Source organism: Humibacter sp. (genome assembly GCF_051954055.1).
GTDB lineage: Bacteria > Actinomycetota > Actinomycetes > Actinomycetales > Microbacteriaceae > Humibacter.
In genome coordinates this window covers 59,156-75,170 of the sequence record NZ_JBQCIE010000098.1, presented here as the reverse complement: position 1 = coordinate 75,170, position 16,015 = coordinate 59,156, and the positions used below count along the sequence as shown (strand labels likewise).

17 protein-coding genes are annotated in these 16,015 nt (G+C 67.9%); 4 read left to right on the top strand and 13 right to left on the bottom strand.

Annotated features, from left to right (window positions below; translation table 11 throughout):
* Nucleotides 1-3: 3 nt before the first annotated feature.
* From ybeY to hrcA, 6 genes are all read right to left on the bottom strand, one after another.
* Nucleotides 4-465: an rRNA maturation RNase YbeY gene (ybeY, locus tag ACTHNC_RS11965; protein WP_440294829.1), complete on the bottom strand. Its 462-nt coding sequence runs from the start codon at nucleotides 463-465 to the stop codon at nucleotides 4-6.
* 54 nt (nucleotides 466-519) lie between these two features.
* Nucleotides 520-1,527: a PhoH family protein gene (locus ACTHNC_RS11960; RefSeq protein WP_440294860.1), complete on the bottom strand. Its 1,008-nt coding sequence runs from the start codon at nucleotides 1,525-1,527 to the stop codon at nucleotides 520-522.
* Between the two features lie 70 nt (nucleotides 1,528-1,597).
* Nucleotides 1,598-1,954: a histidine triad nucleotide-binding protein gene (locus ACTHNC_RS11955; protein WP_440294828.1), complete on the bottom strand. Its 357-nt coding sequence runs from the start codon at nucleotides 1,952-1,954 to the stop codon at nucleotides 1,598-1,600.
* A gap of 52 nt (nucleotides 1,955-2,006) precedes the next feature.
* Nucleotides 2,007-2,744, bottom strand: a complete 738-nt coding sequence (locus ACTHNC_RS11950; RefSeq protein WP_440294827.1) for a 16S rRNA (uracil(1498)-N(3))-methyltransferase — start codon at nucleotides 2,742-2,744, stop codon at nucleotides 2,007-2,009.
* 6 nt (nucleotides 2,745-2,750) lie between these two features.
* Nucleotides 2,751-3,848 carry a molecular chaperone DnaJ gene (gene dnaJ, locus ACTHNC_RS11945; protein ID WP_440294826.1) on the bottom strand — a complete coding sequence of 366 codons (1,098 nt, stop codon included), beginning with the start codon at nucleotides 3,846-3,848 and terminating at the stop codon, nucleotides 2,751-2,753.
* Nucleotides 3,849-3,904: 56 nt separating this feature from the next.
* The gene (hrcA, locus tag ACTHNC_RS11940; protein WP_440294825.1) at nucleotides 3,905-4,951 is read right to left on the bottom strand and encodes a heat-inducible transcriptional repressor HrcA; all 1,047 of its coding nucleotides are present in this window, start codon (nucleotides 4,949-4,951) and stop codon (nucleotides 3,905-3,907) included.
* Between the two features lie 337 nt (nucleotides 4,952-5,288).
* Here hrcA and ACTHNC_RS11935 point away from each other — a divergent pair, with 337 nt between their 5' ends.
* Nucleotides 5,289-5,912, top strand: a complete 624-nt coding sequence (locus ACTHNC_RS11935) for a DUF4870 domain-containing protein (RefSeq protein WP_440294824.1) — start codon at nucleotides 5,289-5,291, stop codon at nucleotides 5,910-5,912.
* 69 nt (nucleotides 5,913-5,981) lie between these two features.
* Complete coding sequence (locus tag ACTHNC_RS11930) at nucleotides 5,982-6,485, top strand: DUF4870 domain-containing protein (RefSeq protein WP_440294823.1); 504 nt, start codon at nucleotides 5,982-5,984, stop codon at nucleotides 6,483-6,485.
* Here ACTHNC_RS11930 and hemW read toward each other — a convergent pair whose 3' ends face one another.
* Genes hemW through ACTHNC_RS11910 form a run of 4 tightly spaced genes read right to left on the bottom strand, consistent with a single transcriptional unit; the run spans nucleotide 6,486 to nucleotide 10,415 of the window.
* Nucleotides 6,486-7,709 (bottom strand): radical SAM family heme chaperone HemW, encoded by a 1,224-nt coding sequence (gene hemW / locus ACTHNC_RS11925; RefSeq protein WP_440294822.1) that lies wholly within the window; start codon nucleotides 7,707-7,709, stop codon nucleotides 6,486-6,488.
* Nucleotides 7,684-8,556, bottom strand: coding sequence for a DUF1990 family protein (locus ACTHNC_RS11920; protein WP_440294821.1), 873 nt, complete (start codon nucleotides 8,554-8,556; stop codon nucleotides 7,684-7,686). The genes hemW and ACTHNC_RS11920 overlap by 26 nt, the downstream gene beginning before the upstream one ends.
* 12 nt (nucleotides 8,557-8,568) lie before the next feature.
* Complete coding sequence (locus ACTHNC_RS11915; protein WP_440294820.1) at nucleotides 8,569-9,252, bottom strand: response regulator; 684 nt, start codon at nucleotides 9,250-9,252, stop codon at nucleotides 8,569-8,571.
* The gene (locus ACTHNC_RS11910; RefSeq protein WP_440294819.1) at nucleotides 9,249-10,415 is read right to left on the bottom strand and encodes a sensor histidine kinase; all 1,167 of its coding nucleotides are present in this window, start codon (nucleotides 10,413-10,415) and stop codon (nucleotides 9,249-9,251) included. Before ACTHNC_RS11910 ends, ACTHNC_RS11915 begins: the two co-directional genes overlap by 4 nt.
* 164 nt (nucleotides 10,416-10,579) lie before the next feature.
* Between ACTHNC_RS11910 and ACTHNC_RS11905 the strand changes: the two genes are divergently transcribed.
* On the top strand, nucleotides 10,580-11,272 hold the full coding sequence (locus tag ACTHNC_RS11905; RefSeq protein WP_440294818.1) for a hypothetical protein: 693 nt from the start codon (nucleotides 10,580-10,582) through the stop codon (nucleotides 11,270-11,272).
* Between the two features lie 46 nt (nucleotides 11,273-11,318).
* On the opposite strand, the gene lepA is transcribed toward ACTHNC_RS11905, so the two are convergent.
* A complete protein-coding gene (gene lepA / locus ACTHNC_RS11900; RefSeq protein WP_440294817.1) occupies nucleotides 11,319-13,172 on the bottom strand; it encodes a translation elongation factor 4 in 1,854 nt (617 codons plus the stop codon).
* Between the two features lie 88 nt (nucleotides 13,173-13,260).
* Nucleotides 13,261-14,481 carry an amidohydrolase gene (locus tag ACTHNC_RS11895; RefSeq protein WP_440294816.1) on the bottom strand — a complete coding sequence of 407 codons (1,221 nt, stop codon included), beginning with the start codon at nucleotides 14,479-14,481 and terminating at the stop codon, nucleotides 13,261-13,263.
* Between the two features lie 171 nt (nucleotides 14,482-14,652).
* Between ACTHNC_RS11895 and rpsT the strand changes: the two genes are divergently transcribed.
* The gene (gene rpsT, locus ACTHNC_RS11890) at nucleotides 14,653-14,913 is read left to right on the top strand and encodes a 30S ribosomal protein S20 (RefSeq protein ID WP_440294815.1); all 261 of its coding nucleotides are present in this window, start codon (nucleotides 14,653-14,655) and stop codon (nucleotides 14,911-14,913) included.
* A 133-nt stretch (nucleotides 14,914-15,046) separates the two neighbouring features.
* Here the strand turns inward: rpsT and holA are convergent, their stop codons facing one another.
* Nucleotides 15,047-16,015, bottom strand: a complete 969-nt coding sequence (holA, locus tag ACTHNC_RS11885; protein WP_440294859.1) for a DNA polymerase III subunit delta — start codon at nucleotides 16,013-16,015, stop codon at nucleotides 15,047-15,049.

The following is a 16,015-nucleotide window of genomic DNA, read 5'->3' as shown; positions in this document are numbered from 1 at the left end:
CGCCTATCGTCGTCGTTCGGCGACCGCGAACCCCACCAGTACGTCGCGCTGGATGGCGAACATCTCGCGCTCCTCGTCGGGCTCGGCGTGGTCGAATCCGAGCAGGTGGAGGATGCCGTGTGCGGTGAGCAGCTTCAGCTCGTCCATCAGCCCGTGCCCGGCCGCCTCCGCCTGTGCGCCCGCCACCTGCGGGCAGAGCACCACGTCACCAAGCAGACCGGCCGGCGTCGGCTCGTCCTCCGTGCCCGGCCGCAGTTCGTCCATCGGAAAGCTCAAGACATCCGTCGGGCCCGGCTCGTCCATCCACTGCACGTGCAGCTGCTCCATGGCGGCCTCGTCGACGAGCAGGATCGCCAGCTCAGCCTCGGTCGACACGTGCATCATGTCGAGCGCGTAGGCGGCGAGGCGCTGCAGCGCCGCCTCGTCGACCTCGACGGCCGATTCGTTGTTGACTTCGATGCTCACGGTGTCCTCTTCGCGTCTCTCGGCTTCGGCTGCTTACGTGCAGTGGCGTCAGGGTCAGCGACGCTTGGGCGGCAGGTGGTCGCGGGGAATCGATCCCCGACGCTCGGCGCGGCTCGCGAACTCCCTGGCCTGCTCGCGCTCGTAGTGCTCTGCCTGCTTGCGCGCGTCGTACTCGGTGTAGGCATCCACGATGCGGCCCACCAGCGTGTGACGCACGACGTCGTCGCTGGTCAGCCGTGAGAAGTGGATGTCGTCGATGCCGTCGAGCACTCGCGTCACGAGGCGAAGACCGCTCGCCGACGTCGGCAGGTCGATCTGCGTGATGTCTCCGGTGACCACCATCTTCGAGCCGAACCCGAGGCGCGTGAGGAACATCTTCATCTGCTCGGGCGTGGTGTTCTGGGCCTCGTCGAGCACGATGAACGAGTCGTTCAACGTTCTTCCGCGCATGTACGCCAGCGGTGCAACCTCGATGGTGCCGCTGGCGAGCAGCTTGGGCACGAGCTCGGGGTCCATCATCTCGTTCAGGGCGTCGTACAGCGGCCGCAGATAGGGGTCGATCTTGTCGGTCAGTGTGCCTGGCAGATAGCCGAGCCGCTCCCCCGCCTCGATCGCCGGGCGGGAGAGGATGATGCGGTCGACCTCCTTGCGCTGTAGAGCCTGCACCGCCTTCGCCATCGCCAGGTAGGTCTTGCCGGTGCCCGCAGGGCCGATGCCGAACACGATCGCGTTGTGGTCGATCGCGTCGACATACTCCTTCTGTCCGAGCGTCTTCGGCCGGATCGTCTTGCCACGCGAGGTCAGGATCGCCTGGCCGAAGACGTCGGCCGGGCTGGATCCGTTCTGGATGATCCTCGCCGAGCTCGCCACTTCGACGGGCGAGAGGTCTTGGCCTTCGCGCACCATGATGAGCAGCTCCTCGACGAGCGTGCGGGCGGCCTCGACCTGGGTCGGATCGCCGGTGATCGAGATGTCGTTGCCCCGAACGTGCACGCTGACCAACGGGTACTGCTTCTCGATCGTCGTCAGCAGGCGATCCTGCGCCCCGAGCAGTCGCACCATGGCGACGCCATCGACGTGCAGCCGGGCTTCCGCGTTGTCGCGGGCGACGTCGGCCGCAGCCGACGTCTCATCACTTCGAGCCAAGTGTTCCTTCCGATAGACCCCCACCGAGCACGTGTGCGTGCACGTGGAAGATCGTCTGGCCGGCCGATTCGCCGTTGTTGAAGATCAGCCGGAACTCGCCGTCGGCGCGTTCATCGGCCACCTGTTTCGCCACCTCGACGACGTGCGCCAGAAGCGCAGGGTCGCCCGACGCGAGTTCGACCACGTCGCGGTAGTCGGCCGTCTTCGGCACGACGACGACGTGCAGGGGCGCCTGCGGTGCGATGTCGTTGAATGCGATCACCGAGTCGTCCTCGTACACCACGTCGGCCGGGATCTCCCGGTCGATGATGCGCGTGAAGATGCTCGGCTCCGTCTGAGTCATGCCTTTCATTCTACGAAGAACGACCGGCACGGGCTGGCACGGTTCTGGCCGGTCACCAGCGTCCGATCGCGGCGTTCAGCACTGCGATAGCGGCAGGCCCTGCGCTCGAGGTGCGCAGCACGGAGTCGCCGAGGCGAACCGAGGTCGCGCTGGCGGAGGCGAGCCTCGCCGACTCCTCGGGAGCGATTCCTCCCTCCGGGCCGACCACCACCACGAGGTCGCGACCGTCGTCGACGGACCAGCCGATGCCTGTGAGCGGCGCGTCAGCGCCCGGCTCGAGCACGAGCATCCGGCTGCCACTCCCACGCTCGGCCAGCTGCGCGGTCGTCGCCGGTTCGGCGACGTCGGGCAGCCAGGCGCGCATGGACTGCTTCGTGGCCTCCCGCACGATCGTGCGCCAGCGCTGAACACCCTTGAGCGCCTTGTCTCCCTGCCATCGGGACACGGAACGGGATGCCTGCCACGGCACCACCTCGTCGACGCCCAGCTCGACCGCCGCCTGAACGGCCAGCTCGTCCCTGTCGCCCTTCGCCAGCGCCTGCACCAGCACGATCCGCGGATGCGGCCGTTCGACGCGAGTGACGGCATCCACGCGTACGACCACACGGGACGGCTCCGCGCTCTGCACGGCGCCGTCGACGACGAGTCCGCTCCCGTTCGTCACCCTCAGCGCGTCGCCCACCCGAGTGCGGCTCACGCTGACGACGTGCTTGGCCTCTGCGCCTTCGAGCACGATGTCGCCGCCGACGACGGCGTCGTCGAAGTCCTCGCGGAGGTACAGGTTGGCCATGCTCGCCTAGAGGAACCTGTCGCGAAGCTTGGCGAACAGTCCCTGCTGGAACCGTGCGAGAGAGGGTTCCTCCGTCTTGTGATGCTTCGCGAACTGCTCGATGAGGTCGCGCTCCTTGCGGTCCAGCTTGGTCGGCGTCACGACCTGCACGCCGACGCGCAGGTCGCCGCGTCCCGTGCCGCGCAGGTGTGTGATGCCCCTGCCCTTCACGGTGATGACGTCGGCGCTCTGCACACCGGGCTTCAGCTCGAGGTCGATGTCGCCGTCGAGCGCCTTCACCTTCGTGTGAGCGCCGAGCACGGCATCCGCCATCGAGACCGTCAGCGTGCACAGCAGGTCGTCGCCGTCGCGGCTGAAGACGTCGTGGTGCCGCACCTTGATCTCCAGGTACAGGTCGCCGTTCGGGCCGCCTGCCGGGCCGGCCTCGCCGCTGCCCGGCATCTGAAGCCGAAGTCCGGTGTCGACGCCGGCAGGGATGTCGACGGGCACGGTGCGCCTAGCGCGGACCCTGCCTTGACCCTGGCACGTCACGCACGGGGTGGCGATGACCGTGCCGTACCCGCGGCAGGTGCCGCACGGCGATGAGGTCATCACGTTGCCGAGCAGGGATCGCACGGTGCGCTGGATGCTTCCCGTTCCGTGGCAGATGTCGCACGTTACCGGTGCGGTGCCCGGCTGGCAGCATGAGCCGCCGCACGTCTCGCACACCACGGCGGTGTCCACCTCGAGGTCGCGGTGGGCTCCGAAGATGACCTCGTCGAGGTCCACCTCCACGCGAAGCAGGGCATCCTGTCCGCGTTCCCTGCGGGATCGCGGACCCCGCTGAGCCCCGCCCGACGCGCCGCCGAAGAACGTCTCGAAGATGTCGCCGAACCCGAAACCGCCGCCGTCGAACCCCGGCTGCGGACCGAGGTCGTACTGCTGCCTCTGCTGCGGGTCGCTGAGCACGTCGTAGGCGTGCGTGACGAGCTTGAACCGTTCGGCGGCCTCGGGGCTCGGGTTCACGTCGGGGTGCAGTTCGCGTGCAAGGCGGCGGTATGCCTTCTTGATCTCGTCGGGGCTGGCGTCGCGGGCGACGCCGAGTACTTCGTAGTGGTCGGCCACGGAAGAGGGGTTTCCTTAACTGATCGTGTTGTGAACGTTTCTCGCCACCGGCAGGGTCATTCGCCGAGCAGCCGGGAAAGATAGCGGGCCACCGCGCGTACGGCGGCCATGTTGTTGGAGTAGTCCATGCGGGTCGGCCCGAGCACGCCGAGCCTCGCGACGTCGATGCCGGAACCGGCGTAGCCGCTTGCCACGACGGATGCCTCGGAGAACGGCGATACCGCGTTCTCGCGCCCGATCCGCACAGAGACGCCGTATTGCTCCCTGTCCATCTCGCGGGCCATCTCGCCGAACAGCTTCAGCAGCTCCACCTGCTCCTCGATCGCCTCCAGCACGGGCGTGACGCTGCCGCTGAAGTCGTTCTCGGTCCGGACCAGATTCGCGGCCCCCGCCATGATGAGCCGTTCCTGTCGGGTCGCCTCGATCTGATCGACGATCACCTGGCACAACGAGGCGACGGTCTCCCGCGCCTGCGGCGTCCATCGCTCGGCCGGAAGAGTGGAAGGGAGGCGACGCAACACCGCCGCCGCGTCCGCCAGCCGCATCCCCGCGCTCTGGGCGTTCACCTGTGCGCGAACCTCGGCGAGGGCATCCTCACCCAGGTCGCTCTCCGGCTCGGCGACGCCCTGCTCGACGACGCCGGAGTCGGCGATCAGCACGCACAGCACACGGCGCGGCGCGAGGGGAACGAATTCGATGTGCCGCACCCTGGCTCGAGACACCGACGGGTACTGCACCAGGGCGACCTGGTGCGTGAGCTGGGCGAGAAGGCGCACGGTTCTGGCGAGAACGTCGTCCACGTCGACCGACTGGCCCAGGAACACCTCGATCGCCTGACGTTGTGCGCTGGAGAGCGGGCGCAGCTCGGACATCCTGTCGACGAACAGCCGGTATCCCTTGTCGGTCGGAACTCGCCCTGACGAGGTGTGCGGAGCTGCGATGAGCTCCTCCTCTTCGAGCGCCGCCATGTCGTTGCGGATGGTCGCGGCCGAGACGTCGAACCCGTGCCGTTCCACGATGCTCTTCGAACCGACGGGTTCACGGGAGGCCACGTAGTCCTGCACTATCACACGGAGGACCTCGAGGCTGCGTTCTGTCACCATGGCGCCAGCTCCCTTCCGGTCATCGACTCCGGCCCTACGCGATTGGCACTCGTTGCGGTCGAGTGCCAATCATATCCCGGGGGCGCGACGAGGATGCTGCTCTTGATCCGGGAGTCGGGACCTGTCGCGACCTCAGCCGATCGGGTGAGAGGAGTTTCAGGTTAGTCACCACCGCCGCGGACTGAGAATCCGCTGCCCTTCGGGTCGGGGTGCTAATGCCCCAGTACGCGGGTGCCGGCGCGGAATCATTGCAGACGAGCATGCCGGGCAGTACTTTTAGCGCTATCTCGTAAAGGGCGAGACACGCATCCTGCATGCCGTCGAAAGGCGCACCGCCATGAGCGATCCGAATGTCCCTCAACAGCCGCCCGGTGAGAATCCGCCGCCGGCGCCGCAGCCTCCTCAATACGGTCAGCAGCCGCCGCAGTACGGGCAGCAGCCGCCACAATACGGCCAACAGCAGTACGGCCAGCAACCGTACAGTCAGCAGCCACCGCAATACGCTCAGCAGCCGCAGTACGCGACGCCGGCTCCGGCCGGCCCGCTGACGCCCGAGCAGGACAAGTCGTACGCCGCGTGGTCGCACTTCGGTGGGGCCATCTCGTTCCTCGCACTGTTCACGGGATGGCTCGCCATCCTCGCGATCATCCCGTCGCTGGTGTTCTACCTCGCGTTCGGCAAGCGCGGGGAGCGCGTGCGTAACGAGGCGAAGGAGGCGCTCAACTTCCAGATCACCATGGTGGGAGCCATGATCATCTGGGCGATCGTGGCGCTCATTCTGCGCATTGCGCTCTTCGTGCCCCTGCTGTTCGGCGGCGGCTGGTTCATTCTGGCGCTCATCCTCGCGCTGGTGGGCTGGGCGCTCGTGGTGATCGACGTCGTCTTCTCGATCATCGGCGGCATGCGCGTCAACGCGGGCGGCAGCTACCGCTATCCGTTCGCCGTGCGCTTCATCAAGTAGACGTGCTGCCGCCACGTCGACGGCATCCGCACCACCCAAGGCATCCGCACCACCCAAGAAGGAGAGATCATGAGCAACGTCCCACCGCCTCCCCCTGAGAACCCGAACGCTCCGCCTCAGGGTTCGCCGCAGCCACCGCAGGGCAGCTACCAGCAGGCTCCGTACGGAGCGCCGCCTCCGCCTCCCGGAGCGTACGCCCAGCCCGGGCAGTACCAGCAGGCCGGGTACCCGGATGGCGGTTTCCAGAACCTCCAGATCAACCTCTGGTTGTCGGTGTTCTTCAGCTGGATCCCCGCCCTGATCTTCTACCTGATCGACAAGGACAAGACCGCCGATCCCATCCGCCGAGCCAACATCGACAACTTCAACTTTCAGTTGATCCGTCTCATCGTCGGTCTCGCCGCCTGGGTTCTGGCGCTCATCCCGTTCGTCGGGTGGATTCTCGCGCTGATCCTCTGGCTCGCATCGGTGGCACTGTTCGTCATCGCCATCGTGCACGCCGTTCAGGTTCCGAACGCCATTCGCAACGGTCAGCCGGCGAGGTACATCTTCACCGTCAACTGGGTGAAGTAGTCACGCCGTCAGCCGGCGCACGACAGCGTCGGCCAGCAGCCGCCCTGCACGGGTCAGTTCCACCGATCCGTGCAGGGCGGCTTTCGCGTCCACGAGGCCGTCCGCGATGAGACCGGCGACCGCGGAACGGCCCGTCGGGTTCAGCACCTCCGTCGGCAGGCCGTCGCGGATGCGCACCCGCAGCAGCACGTCCTCGAAGGCGCGCGTGCCGGCATCCAGCGTCTCTCGGCCGGCCCCTGGCGAGTCGCCCGCGAGCACGCGCTGCGCATAGGCGGCGGGATGCTTGACGTTCCACCACCGCACGCCGCCGACGTGGCTGTGCGCGCCCGGCCCCACCCCCCACCAGTCATGGCCGAGCCAGTAGCCCAGGTTGTGCCGTGAACGGTGCGCGGCATCCGTGGCCCAGTTGCTCACCTCGTACCACTCGAAGCCGGCTGAGCCGAGCCGATCGTCGGCGAGCTCGTACATGTCGGCCTGCAGGTCCTCGTCCGGCTCGGCAATTTCTCCTCGGCGGATCTGGCGGGCGAGCTTCGTGCCGTCCTCGACGATGAGCGCGTAGGCCGAGAGGTGGTCTGGGCGGCACTCCAGTGCGGCGTCGACGGAGGTCGCCCAGTCGTCGAGGGACTCTCCCGGCGTGCCGTAGATGAGGTCGAGGCTCACCTGCAGGCCGGCATCCTTGGCCCAGCTCACCACCTGCGGCACCCGCTCGGGGTCGTGCGTGCGCTCGAGCGTTCGCAACACGCGCGGAACAGCGGACTGCATGCCGAACGAGACCCTGGTGAACCCCGCGGCGGCGAGCTCGTCGAGATAGCGGGCATCCACGCTGTCGGGATTCGCCTCGGTGGTCACCTCGGCACCTGGTGCAAGACCGATCGCGTCTCGCACCGCGTTCAGCATCGAGCTCAGGTCGCCGGATGGCAGAAGCGTCGGCGTTCCTCCGCCGAAGAACACGGTGGCGGCAGGCCGGGCGGGAACGCCGGAGCGCTTCAGGACCTCGGCCGCGAAGCGGACCTCGATCGCGGCCTGCTCCGCGTAGTCCGCCTGGCGCGCACCGCGGAGTTCGGTCGCCGTGTAGGTGTTGAAGTCGCAGTATCCGCAGCGCACGCGACAGAACGGCACGTGGACGTACACGCCGAGATCTCGCATCGCTGCGCCCTCTGCTGCGGTGGGCGGCAGCAGACCGTCGGCGGGAGCGGGGTCAGCGATCGGAAGTGTGCTCGGCACCCTCGACCCCGTCGGAGTCGTCGCCCCGCTCGGCAGCGGGTGCGTCGGCCGCGCCCGTCAGCTGCGGCTCGTCGTGCACCGTCACATCCGTCACCGTGAGTTCGGCCGGCTCGCTCTGCCCAGAACCGCTCTTCGCCTGCAGCTCGGGAACGCCCCGGTCCGACTCGGCGTCTTCCGCCCCGGCGGTCTGCCCGATCGCCGGATTCCCGGTCACCGGGTGCAGGGCACGCAGATAGCGCTTGGTCAGCTGGCTCTGCGAGACGAGCACCACGGGCGCGATCATCTTGCGCATTCCGCCCGCTGCACGGGAGAACGACCGCATCGTCAACCACACCGAGTCGTCTTCGCGCTGCTCGAGCACGAACGACTCCTCGCCGGAGAGCGGATGCCCGTGCATCGTGCCGTAGCCGAAGCCGACGCGGTGCTCCTCCTCGATCACGTACACGACGCGTACGGGGGCGTTCACGTGGAACGGGCCGAACGGCACGCGCAGCACCGCGGTCATGCCGTTGGCGATGTATGGATGCCCGTCCTCGTCGAAGACCGCCTCAGTACCGTGGTGCGGCTCCAGACGCTCCGGGGTTCCGTCGGCGGCGTAACGCACGCCGGCGTACTCCTCGCCGGTTCCGGGATCCACGTGGGTCACCTCGACGCCGCTCCCGCGCTGCACGCCCCAGGTCATGAGGGCCCGGGCAGACGTGGAGAAGCGCTCATCCCCGCTGCCGAGCCTGATGGAACGCGAGCGCGGGCGATAGCCCTTCGGCGGATGCTGCGTGAGGTCGTGGGCGAGCGTCGCGCCGACCGCAGCGTAGGTCACCGGCTGGTCGGTGAAGGTACTGCGTCGCATGGCCATCAGAGTCTAACCAAGGTTGCTGCCCGATCCCTGACCGGGTTCCACCAGCCCCGACTCGTACGCGGCGATCACCGCCTGCACGCGGTCGCGAAGTCCGAGTTTGAACAGCACCCGGCTCACGTGCGTCTTCACGGTGCCTTCCGCCATGTGGAGTCTTGCGCCGATCTCCGCATTCGTGCGTCCGTGGGCTATCTCGGCGAGCACCTCGCGTTCGCGCTCGGTGAGCGTGCTCAGGGGTGTGGCATCCGCTCCCGGCGGAGGCGGGCGATGCACGAACTGCTCGATGAGCCTGCGCGTGAGCGAAGGAGCCAGCAGGACATCGCCGCTCGCCGCGGCTCGCACGCTGTTCACGAGAGCCTCGGGCGTCACATCCTTCAGCAGGAAGCCGCTGGCGCCGGCGCGGAGTGCCTCGTAGACGTACCGGTCGACGTCGAACGTCGTCAGCATCACGATCCGGATGCTCGCGTGTGCACTGAGCACGCCGCCGATGGCATCGATTCCGTCCACCCCCGGCATGCGGATGTCCATCAGCATCACGTCGGGCGCGGTGCGCCTGGCCAGTGCGATCGCCTCTCCTCCGTCGCCGGCCTCGCCGGCGATCCGCATGTCCGATTGCGACTCGATGATGAGCCTCAGTCCGGCTCGGATCAGGGGTTGGTCGTCGACGAGCGCTACGGACACTTCGCTCATACCGGGTCTCCCCGCAACGGCAGCATCGCCGACAGCGTGAACGAGCCGTCGACGTCCTCGTGTGAGGTCAGCTCACCGCCCATGAGCTCCACCCTCTCGCGCAAACCGGAGAGCCCGCGTCCGGCACCCGGAACGGTATCCGAGCTCGTACCCGGTCCGCTGGACACCGTGATCAGGAGGCGGTCTGCGGGTTCTGCAATGCCGACCCGAACGGCGGTGTCGACCGTCCCCGAGTGTTTCAGCACGTTGGTCAGCCCTTCCTGCACCACCCGGTACCCGGTGAGTTGAAGGCCGAGCGGAAGCGACTCGGCACGCTCGGACACGAACAGCGAGACGGGCAGCCCGAGGCGTCGCATCCGCTCGCAGAGGTCCACGAGCCCGGCGAGCGTGGGCTGCGGGTCACCCCTCTCGTCTGTGTCGCCTCGAAGCACCGTGAGCAGCGCCCTCAGCTCCCCGAGCGAGTCCCTGCCCAGTTCCTCGATCTGTGCCAGCGCCGTCACGGCCGCGCCCGGGTCGCGCGCTGCGGCCACCCGTCCACCGCCGGCTTGAACCACGATCACGGTGATGGTGTGGGCGATGACGTCGTGGAGTTCGCGGGCGATCCGTGCGCGTTCCTGCTCGCTCGCCCGTTCTGCTGCCTGCGTACTCTCGATCTCCGCGCGGAGGGCGTTGTCGCGATGAACCGCCCAGCTGCGCGCGAACAGCCCAAGAGTCCACGACGCGACGAGGAAGGCGCCGTTGTAGAGCACGTCTCCCGGGTCGCTCATCTCGGGAAAGCGCACGGCTATGGATGCGAGCGTCGACGCGGCCAGCGCGAGCGCCATGAGCGGACGGAGCAGGCCAGGCTCGTGCCGAGCGCATGAATACACGGCCACCAGCCAGGGGATGAACTCGCCCCAGTACGTGAGCGCGACGGGGAAGACCCAGGGCGGAATCGCGATCACCGCGATGATGACGATCAGGATGACGAGCGGCTGCTTGCGTCGGAACGTCAGCGCGGCACAGGCGATCACGGTCGGGATGACCGCCGTCACGGCCGGTGCCGTGCCGGTCGGCTGGCTGAGGCCGGTTGCGATGTCCAGGAGGCCCACGACGAGGAGCAGCACCGGCGGCACGCCATCGATCGCGATGTTGCGCCAGTCGAACCTTCCCGGCCTCGCCATGGCATCACGGTAGCGCCGGGCGGCGTCTGGCGCGTCTGCCACACGACATATGCAACATCCGCCCCGCGACGGATCGATCAGGGCTGGGTGATGGATGCCCACGCAGCGACGGCCGAGCAGCCTGGCACGTGAGCGGTGTTCGGAAACACCGCCGGGAGGACATCATGAATTGGACATCAACCGACGGCGTGCGTCGGTACGTCGTCGTCACCGGCCTGATGGCCGGTCCCGCGCTGCTCGTCGCGTCGAACGCATTCATCGTGCCGGATGCCCCGGGCGGGATGCGCGCCGAGTTCGCCGCGATGGCGGCGCAGCCGTGGCTTCTGCTCGTGCAGTCGCTGCTCGAGGCGCTCGGTTTCACGATCGCGATGGCGTCGTTCGCGGGAGTTCCGCACGCCCTCCGCGGCAGAGGCGGTGCGCTCGGAACATGGGGAGCCGCGCTGTGCATCGTGGGCATCCTCGGGTTCGTTCTCTCCGCTGCCGGCGGGCTCTTCCTCTACGTCGTCGCCCGGATGCCCGACGCGGGCGCCGGATTCGCCGCGGGCGCCGCCCTGAACGCCGACGCGGTCACCGGGAACATCGTGATGATCCTGATGCTGGCCGGCGAAGTGGGCGTCTGCCTCATCGTGATCGGGCTGATGCGAGCGCGCCTGATCAGCTTCTGGCCCCTGGTCATCGTGCTGGCCGGCATCGTCGCGGACTACGTATTGCCGTCCATCTTCTCCGGGCTGGTCGCGGACGTTCTGCTGCTCGCCGCGAGCACCTGGGTGGGGATCCGACTGGCGAAGGCGCCAAGGGCCGCGTGGCTGGGCGACCCGGTCGACGCTCGCCGGCCGCAGCCCGTGGCCGCCGGTTGACCGGTCGCGCCGGCGGACCGAAGCAGGACGCTGTCGCCCGCCGGCGCTACTTCGACTTGTCCTTGCCCTCGACGTCGCCGGAGAGTGCGGCGATGAACGCCTCCTGGGGGACCTCTACGCGGCCGACCATCTTCATGCGCTTCTTGCCCTCCTTCTGCTTCTCGAGGAGCTTGCGCTTGCGGGTGATGTCGCCGCCGTAGCACTTGGCGAGCACATCCTTGCGCATGGCGCGGATGGACTCGCGGGCGATGATCCGAGCGCCGATCGCGGCCTGCACCGGCACCTCGAACTGCTGGCGGGGAATCAGCTTCTTCAGGCGCTCCGTCATCATCACGCCGTACGCGTACGCCTTGTCACGGTGCACGATCGCGCTGAAGGCATCCACCTGCTCGCCCTGCAGCAGAATGTCCACCTTCACGAGGTCGGCCTCCTGCTCGCCCGACGGCTCGTAGTCCAGGCTCGCGTACCCCTGCGTGCGGCTCTTCAGCTGGTCGAAGAAGTCGAACACGATCTCGCCGAGCGGCATCGAGTAGCGGATCTCGACCCGGTCCTCGCCGAGGTATTCCATTCCGAGCATGGTGCCGCGCCTGGACTGGCAGAGCTCCATCACGGTGCCGACGTAGTCCTTGGGCGTGAGGATGGCCGCCTTCACGATCGGCTCGCTCACGGTGCGCACCTTGCCCGTCGGGTACTCGCTCGGGTTCGTGACCGTCACCTGCTTGCCGTCCTCGGTCTCCACGTCATAGATCACGCTCGGAGCGGTGGTGATGAGGTCAAGGCCGAACTCGCGTTCGAGGCGTTCTGTGACGATCTCCAGGTGCAGCAGGCCGAGGAATCCGCAACGAAAGCCGAAGCCGAGCGCGACGGAGGTCTCCGGTTCGTAGACGAGCGCGGCATCCGAGAGCTTGAGCTTGTCGAGCGCCTCACGCAGGTCGGGATAGTCGCTGCCGTCGATCGGGTACAGCCCGGAGAACACCATGGGTTTCGGGTCCGTGTAGCCGGCGAGCGGTGTGGACGCCGGCTTCGCCGCGTTCGTCACCGTGTCGCCGACGCGGGACTGGCGCACGTCTTTCACACCCGTGATGAGGTAGCCGACCTCGCCGACTCCGAGTCCCTTCGTCGGGACCGGCTCCGGAGAGCTGACGCCGATCTCGAGCAGCTCGTGCGTCGCCCTCGTCGACATCATCTGGATGCGCTCGCGCGGCGTCAGCTGTCCGTCGACCATCCGCACATAGGTGACGACGCCCCGGTAGCTGTCGTACACCGAGTCGAAGATCATCGCCCGGGCAGGCGCATCCTTCTCCCCCACCGGCGCGGGCACGAGCTCCGTTACCCGGTCGAGCAGGGTGTCGACGCCGGCGCCCGTCTTGCCGCTCACCCGCAGCACGTCGTCGGGGCTTCCACCGATCAGATCGGCCAGCTCCCTCGCATACTTGTCGGGCTCCGCGGCGGGCAGGTCGATCTTGTTCAGCACCGGGATGATCGTCAGGTCGTTCTCGAGCGCGAGATAGAGGTTCGCGAGCGTCTGCGCCTCGATGCCCTGCGCGGCATCCACCAGCAGGATCGCGCCCTCGCACGCCGCGAGCGACCGGGAGACCTCGTACGTGAAGTCGACGTGACCCGGAGTGTCGATCATGTTGAGCGCGTACGTGTCGCCCTCGTACTGCCACGGCATGCGCACGGCCTGGCTCTTGATCGTGATGCCGCGCTCACGTTCGATGTCCATCCGGTCGAGATACTGGGCACGCATCGCCCGTTCCTCCACGACACCGGTCAGCTGCAGCATGCGGTCGGCGAGCGTGGACTTGCCGTGGTCGATGTGCGCGATGATGCAGAAGTTGCGGATGCGCGCGGGCTCGGTCGCGGCGGGCTCGAGAGCCTTCGTGGCACGTGGGGACATCGTTCGGCAATTCTCCCATGAACACGCCGGTGCCCATGGCCGCCACGGATACTGGGCGGCCGCGGGCAGAGGGCGGCCCGGGTACTACCTAGGCGAAGCGCTCGGCACGCTCCACCACGACACCGCGGCCATCGCGCCAGCTGTACACCTCGCGCCCGGAGATGAACACCTGCTCGGCCCGGCTCATCACGTCGAGCGGGTCGCCGGACCACAGCACCAGATCGCCGTCGAGTCCGGTGCGGATGGCGCCGACCCGGTCGTCGAGGCCCAGGAACGACGCCGGGTTCACGGTGAGCGCCTCAAGGGCGATGACCGGGTCGAGCCCCTCCTTCACCGCCAACGAGGCCTGGTGCACGAGGAAGTTGATCGGCACGACGGGGTGGTCCGTGGTGATCGCGACCCGCACGCCGGCCGACGCCAGCTTGCCGAGGTTGGCGATGGCGCGGTCGCGCAGCTCCACCTTCGAGCGCGACGTGAACATCGGTCCGTAGATGACCGGGATGTCCCGCTCGGCAAGCACGTCGGCGAGCTTCGCTCCCTCGGTTCCGTGATTGATCACGAGCCGGTAGCCGAACTCGTCGGCCAGACGGAGGGCTGTGGCGATGTCGTCGTGGCGGTGCACGTGCTGATCCCAGGCGAGTTCGCCGTCGAGCACCCTGGCGAGCGTCTCCTTGGCGAGGTCCCTGGCGAACGGGTCGCCCTTCGCGGCTGCCGCGTCGCGGGCGGCCGCATAGTTCTGCGCATCCACGAACGCCTGACGCAGCACGTAGGCGACACCGAGCCGGGTGCTCGGCGTCTGCTTCTTCTCGCCGTACACGCGCTTCGGATTCTCGCCGAGCGCCGACTTGACGCTCACCGCCTCCTTGATGACCTGCTCGTCGATGGTGCGTCCGCCCCACGTCTTGATGGCCACCGTCTGGCCGCCGATGACGTTGCCACTGCCCGGCTTCACCACGACGGACGTGATGCCGCCGCTCAGCGCATCACGGAAGCCCTCGTCGTCGATGTCGATCGCGTCGATCGCCCGGACGCCTGCCGTGTTCGGGTCCGTCATCTCGTTGGTGTCGTTTCCCGCGCTGCCGTTGGCCTCCTCGTGGATGCCGACGTGGCCGTGCGCCTCGATGAAGCCCGGCAGCAACCATCGCCCTGCGGCATCCACGACTCGGACGCCCTCGGGAGGTGCGATGTCCGTGCCGACCGCGGTGATGACGCCGTTCTCCACGACGACGGTGCCGTTCTCGATCGGGTCCGAGGCGACCGGAACGACGTGGGCTCCTACGATGGCGATGGATGCTGCTTGTGCGCTCATCCCTCCACCCTATGAGGCGCGGACGGCCGTGATTCGTGTCAGCAAGACGGCTTCTGGTATCGTGGTCTGCTGGCTTGCGTGTGGTCCTGACCGCACGAACGCCGCGGGATGCCCTCTCTCGTCTCGTGGCACATCCCATCTCCACATTTCGAACGAAAGACGTATCCACTCGTGGCAAACATCAAGTCGCAGCTGAAGCGCATCAAGACCAACGAGAAGGCTCGCGAGCGCAACAAGGCCGTCAAGAGCGAGCTCAAGACCGCCGTGCGCACCACCCGCGAGGCCGTCGCCGCCGGTGACAAGGACAAGGCCACCGCGGCGCTCGCACACGCGAGCAAGAAGCTCGACAAGGCCGTCAGCAAGGGCGTTATCCACAAGAACCAGGCCGCCAACCGCAAGTCGGCGATCGCCAAGCAGGTCGCCTCGCTCTGAACGGCCGACACGCGCCGCTCAGGCTCGCGTTGAATTCATGAGAACCCCGTCTTCGCGACGGGGTTCTCGTCATTTTCGCGTGCCTTCACCTTTGCATGTGCCTTATCGTGCGCGACCGGTGTTTCCGTGCGTATCACCTTCCGCGTGCACTGAGCACGCCGATCATGCGCTCGAGGGCGAACTCGGGGTCGCGGCCGGCGCCCTTCACGTTCGCGTCGGCGTCGGCGACCTCCTCGATGCTGCGCGCGAGGCCCTCTTCCGTCCAGCCCTGCAGGTCGCGGCGCGCGCGATCCACCTGCCATGGAGCCAGTCCGAACTGCGAGGCGAGCTGCGCAGAGCTTCCGCGGGCACCGTAGAGCTTCGCCATGGTGCGCAGCTTGCTGGCGAACGCGGCGACCATCGGCACCGGATCCGCCCCGGATGCCAGCGCGTGCCGCAGGGTGATCAGCGCCTCGCCGTAGCGCCCGGCGAGCGCGGCATCCGCCACCCGGAAGGCATTGGTCTCGACGCGGCCGCCGTAGTAGCGATCGACGGTGGATTCGGTGACCTCGTCGCCGGCATCCGAGATGAGCTGCTGGCAGGCAGCAGCGAGTTCGGCGAGGTCGTCGGAGAATGCACTCGTCACGGCGCGGAGAGCACCGGGCGTGACCGGTTTGCCCGCCATCCGGAACTCGGACTGCGCGAAGTCGTACTTATCCGCATCCCGTTTCAGCTCAGCACAGACGACCTCGACTCCGCTGCCGGCACCCGAGCGGATCGCGTCGAGGAACCGCTTGCCGCGCTGGCCGCCACCGTGACGGACGAGAACCGTGGTGTCGTCGGCGGGCGCCTGCAGGTAGGCCACGAGGTCGTCGACGAACGCGTCGTTCGCGCGCTCCGCGCCGGTCACCCTGATGAGCCGCGGCTCGCCGAACAGGGACGGACTCGCAACAGAGGCCAGCTCGCCGGCCACGTAGTCCGCCGCGACGACGTCGGTGACCTCGAGGCTGGGATCGGCCTCACGCAGCGAGTCCCGCAGGATGCGCATGGCTCGTTCGGCGAGCACCGTCTCCGTACCGCTCACGAGCACGACAGGCGCCTGGCGCACCTGATGCCACGCCAA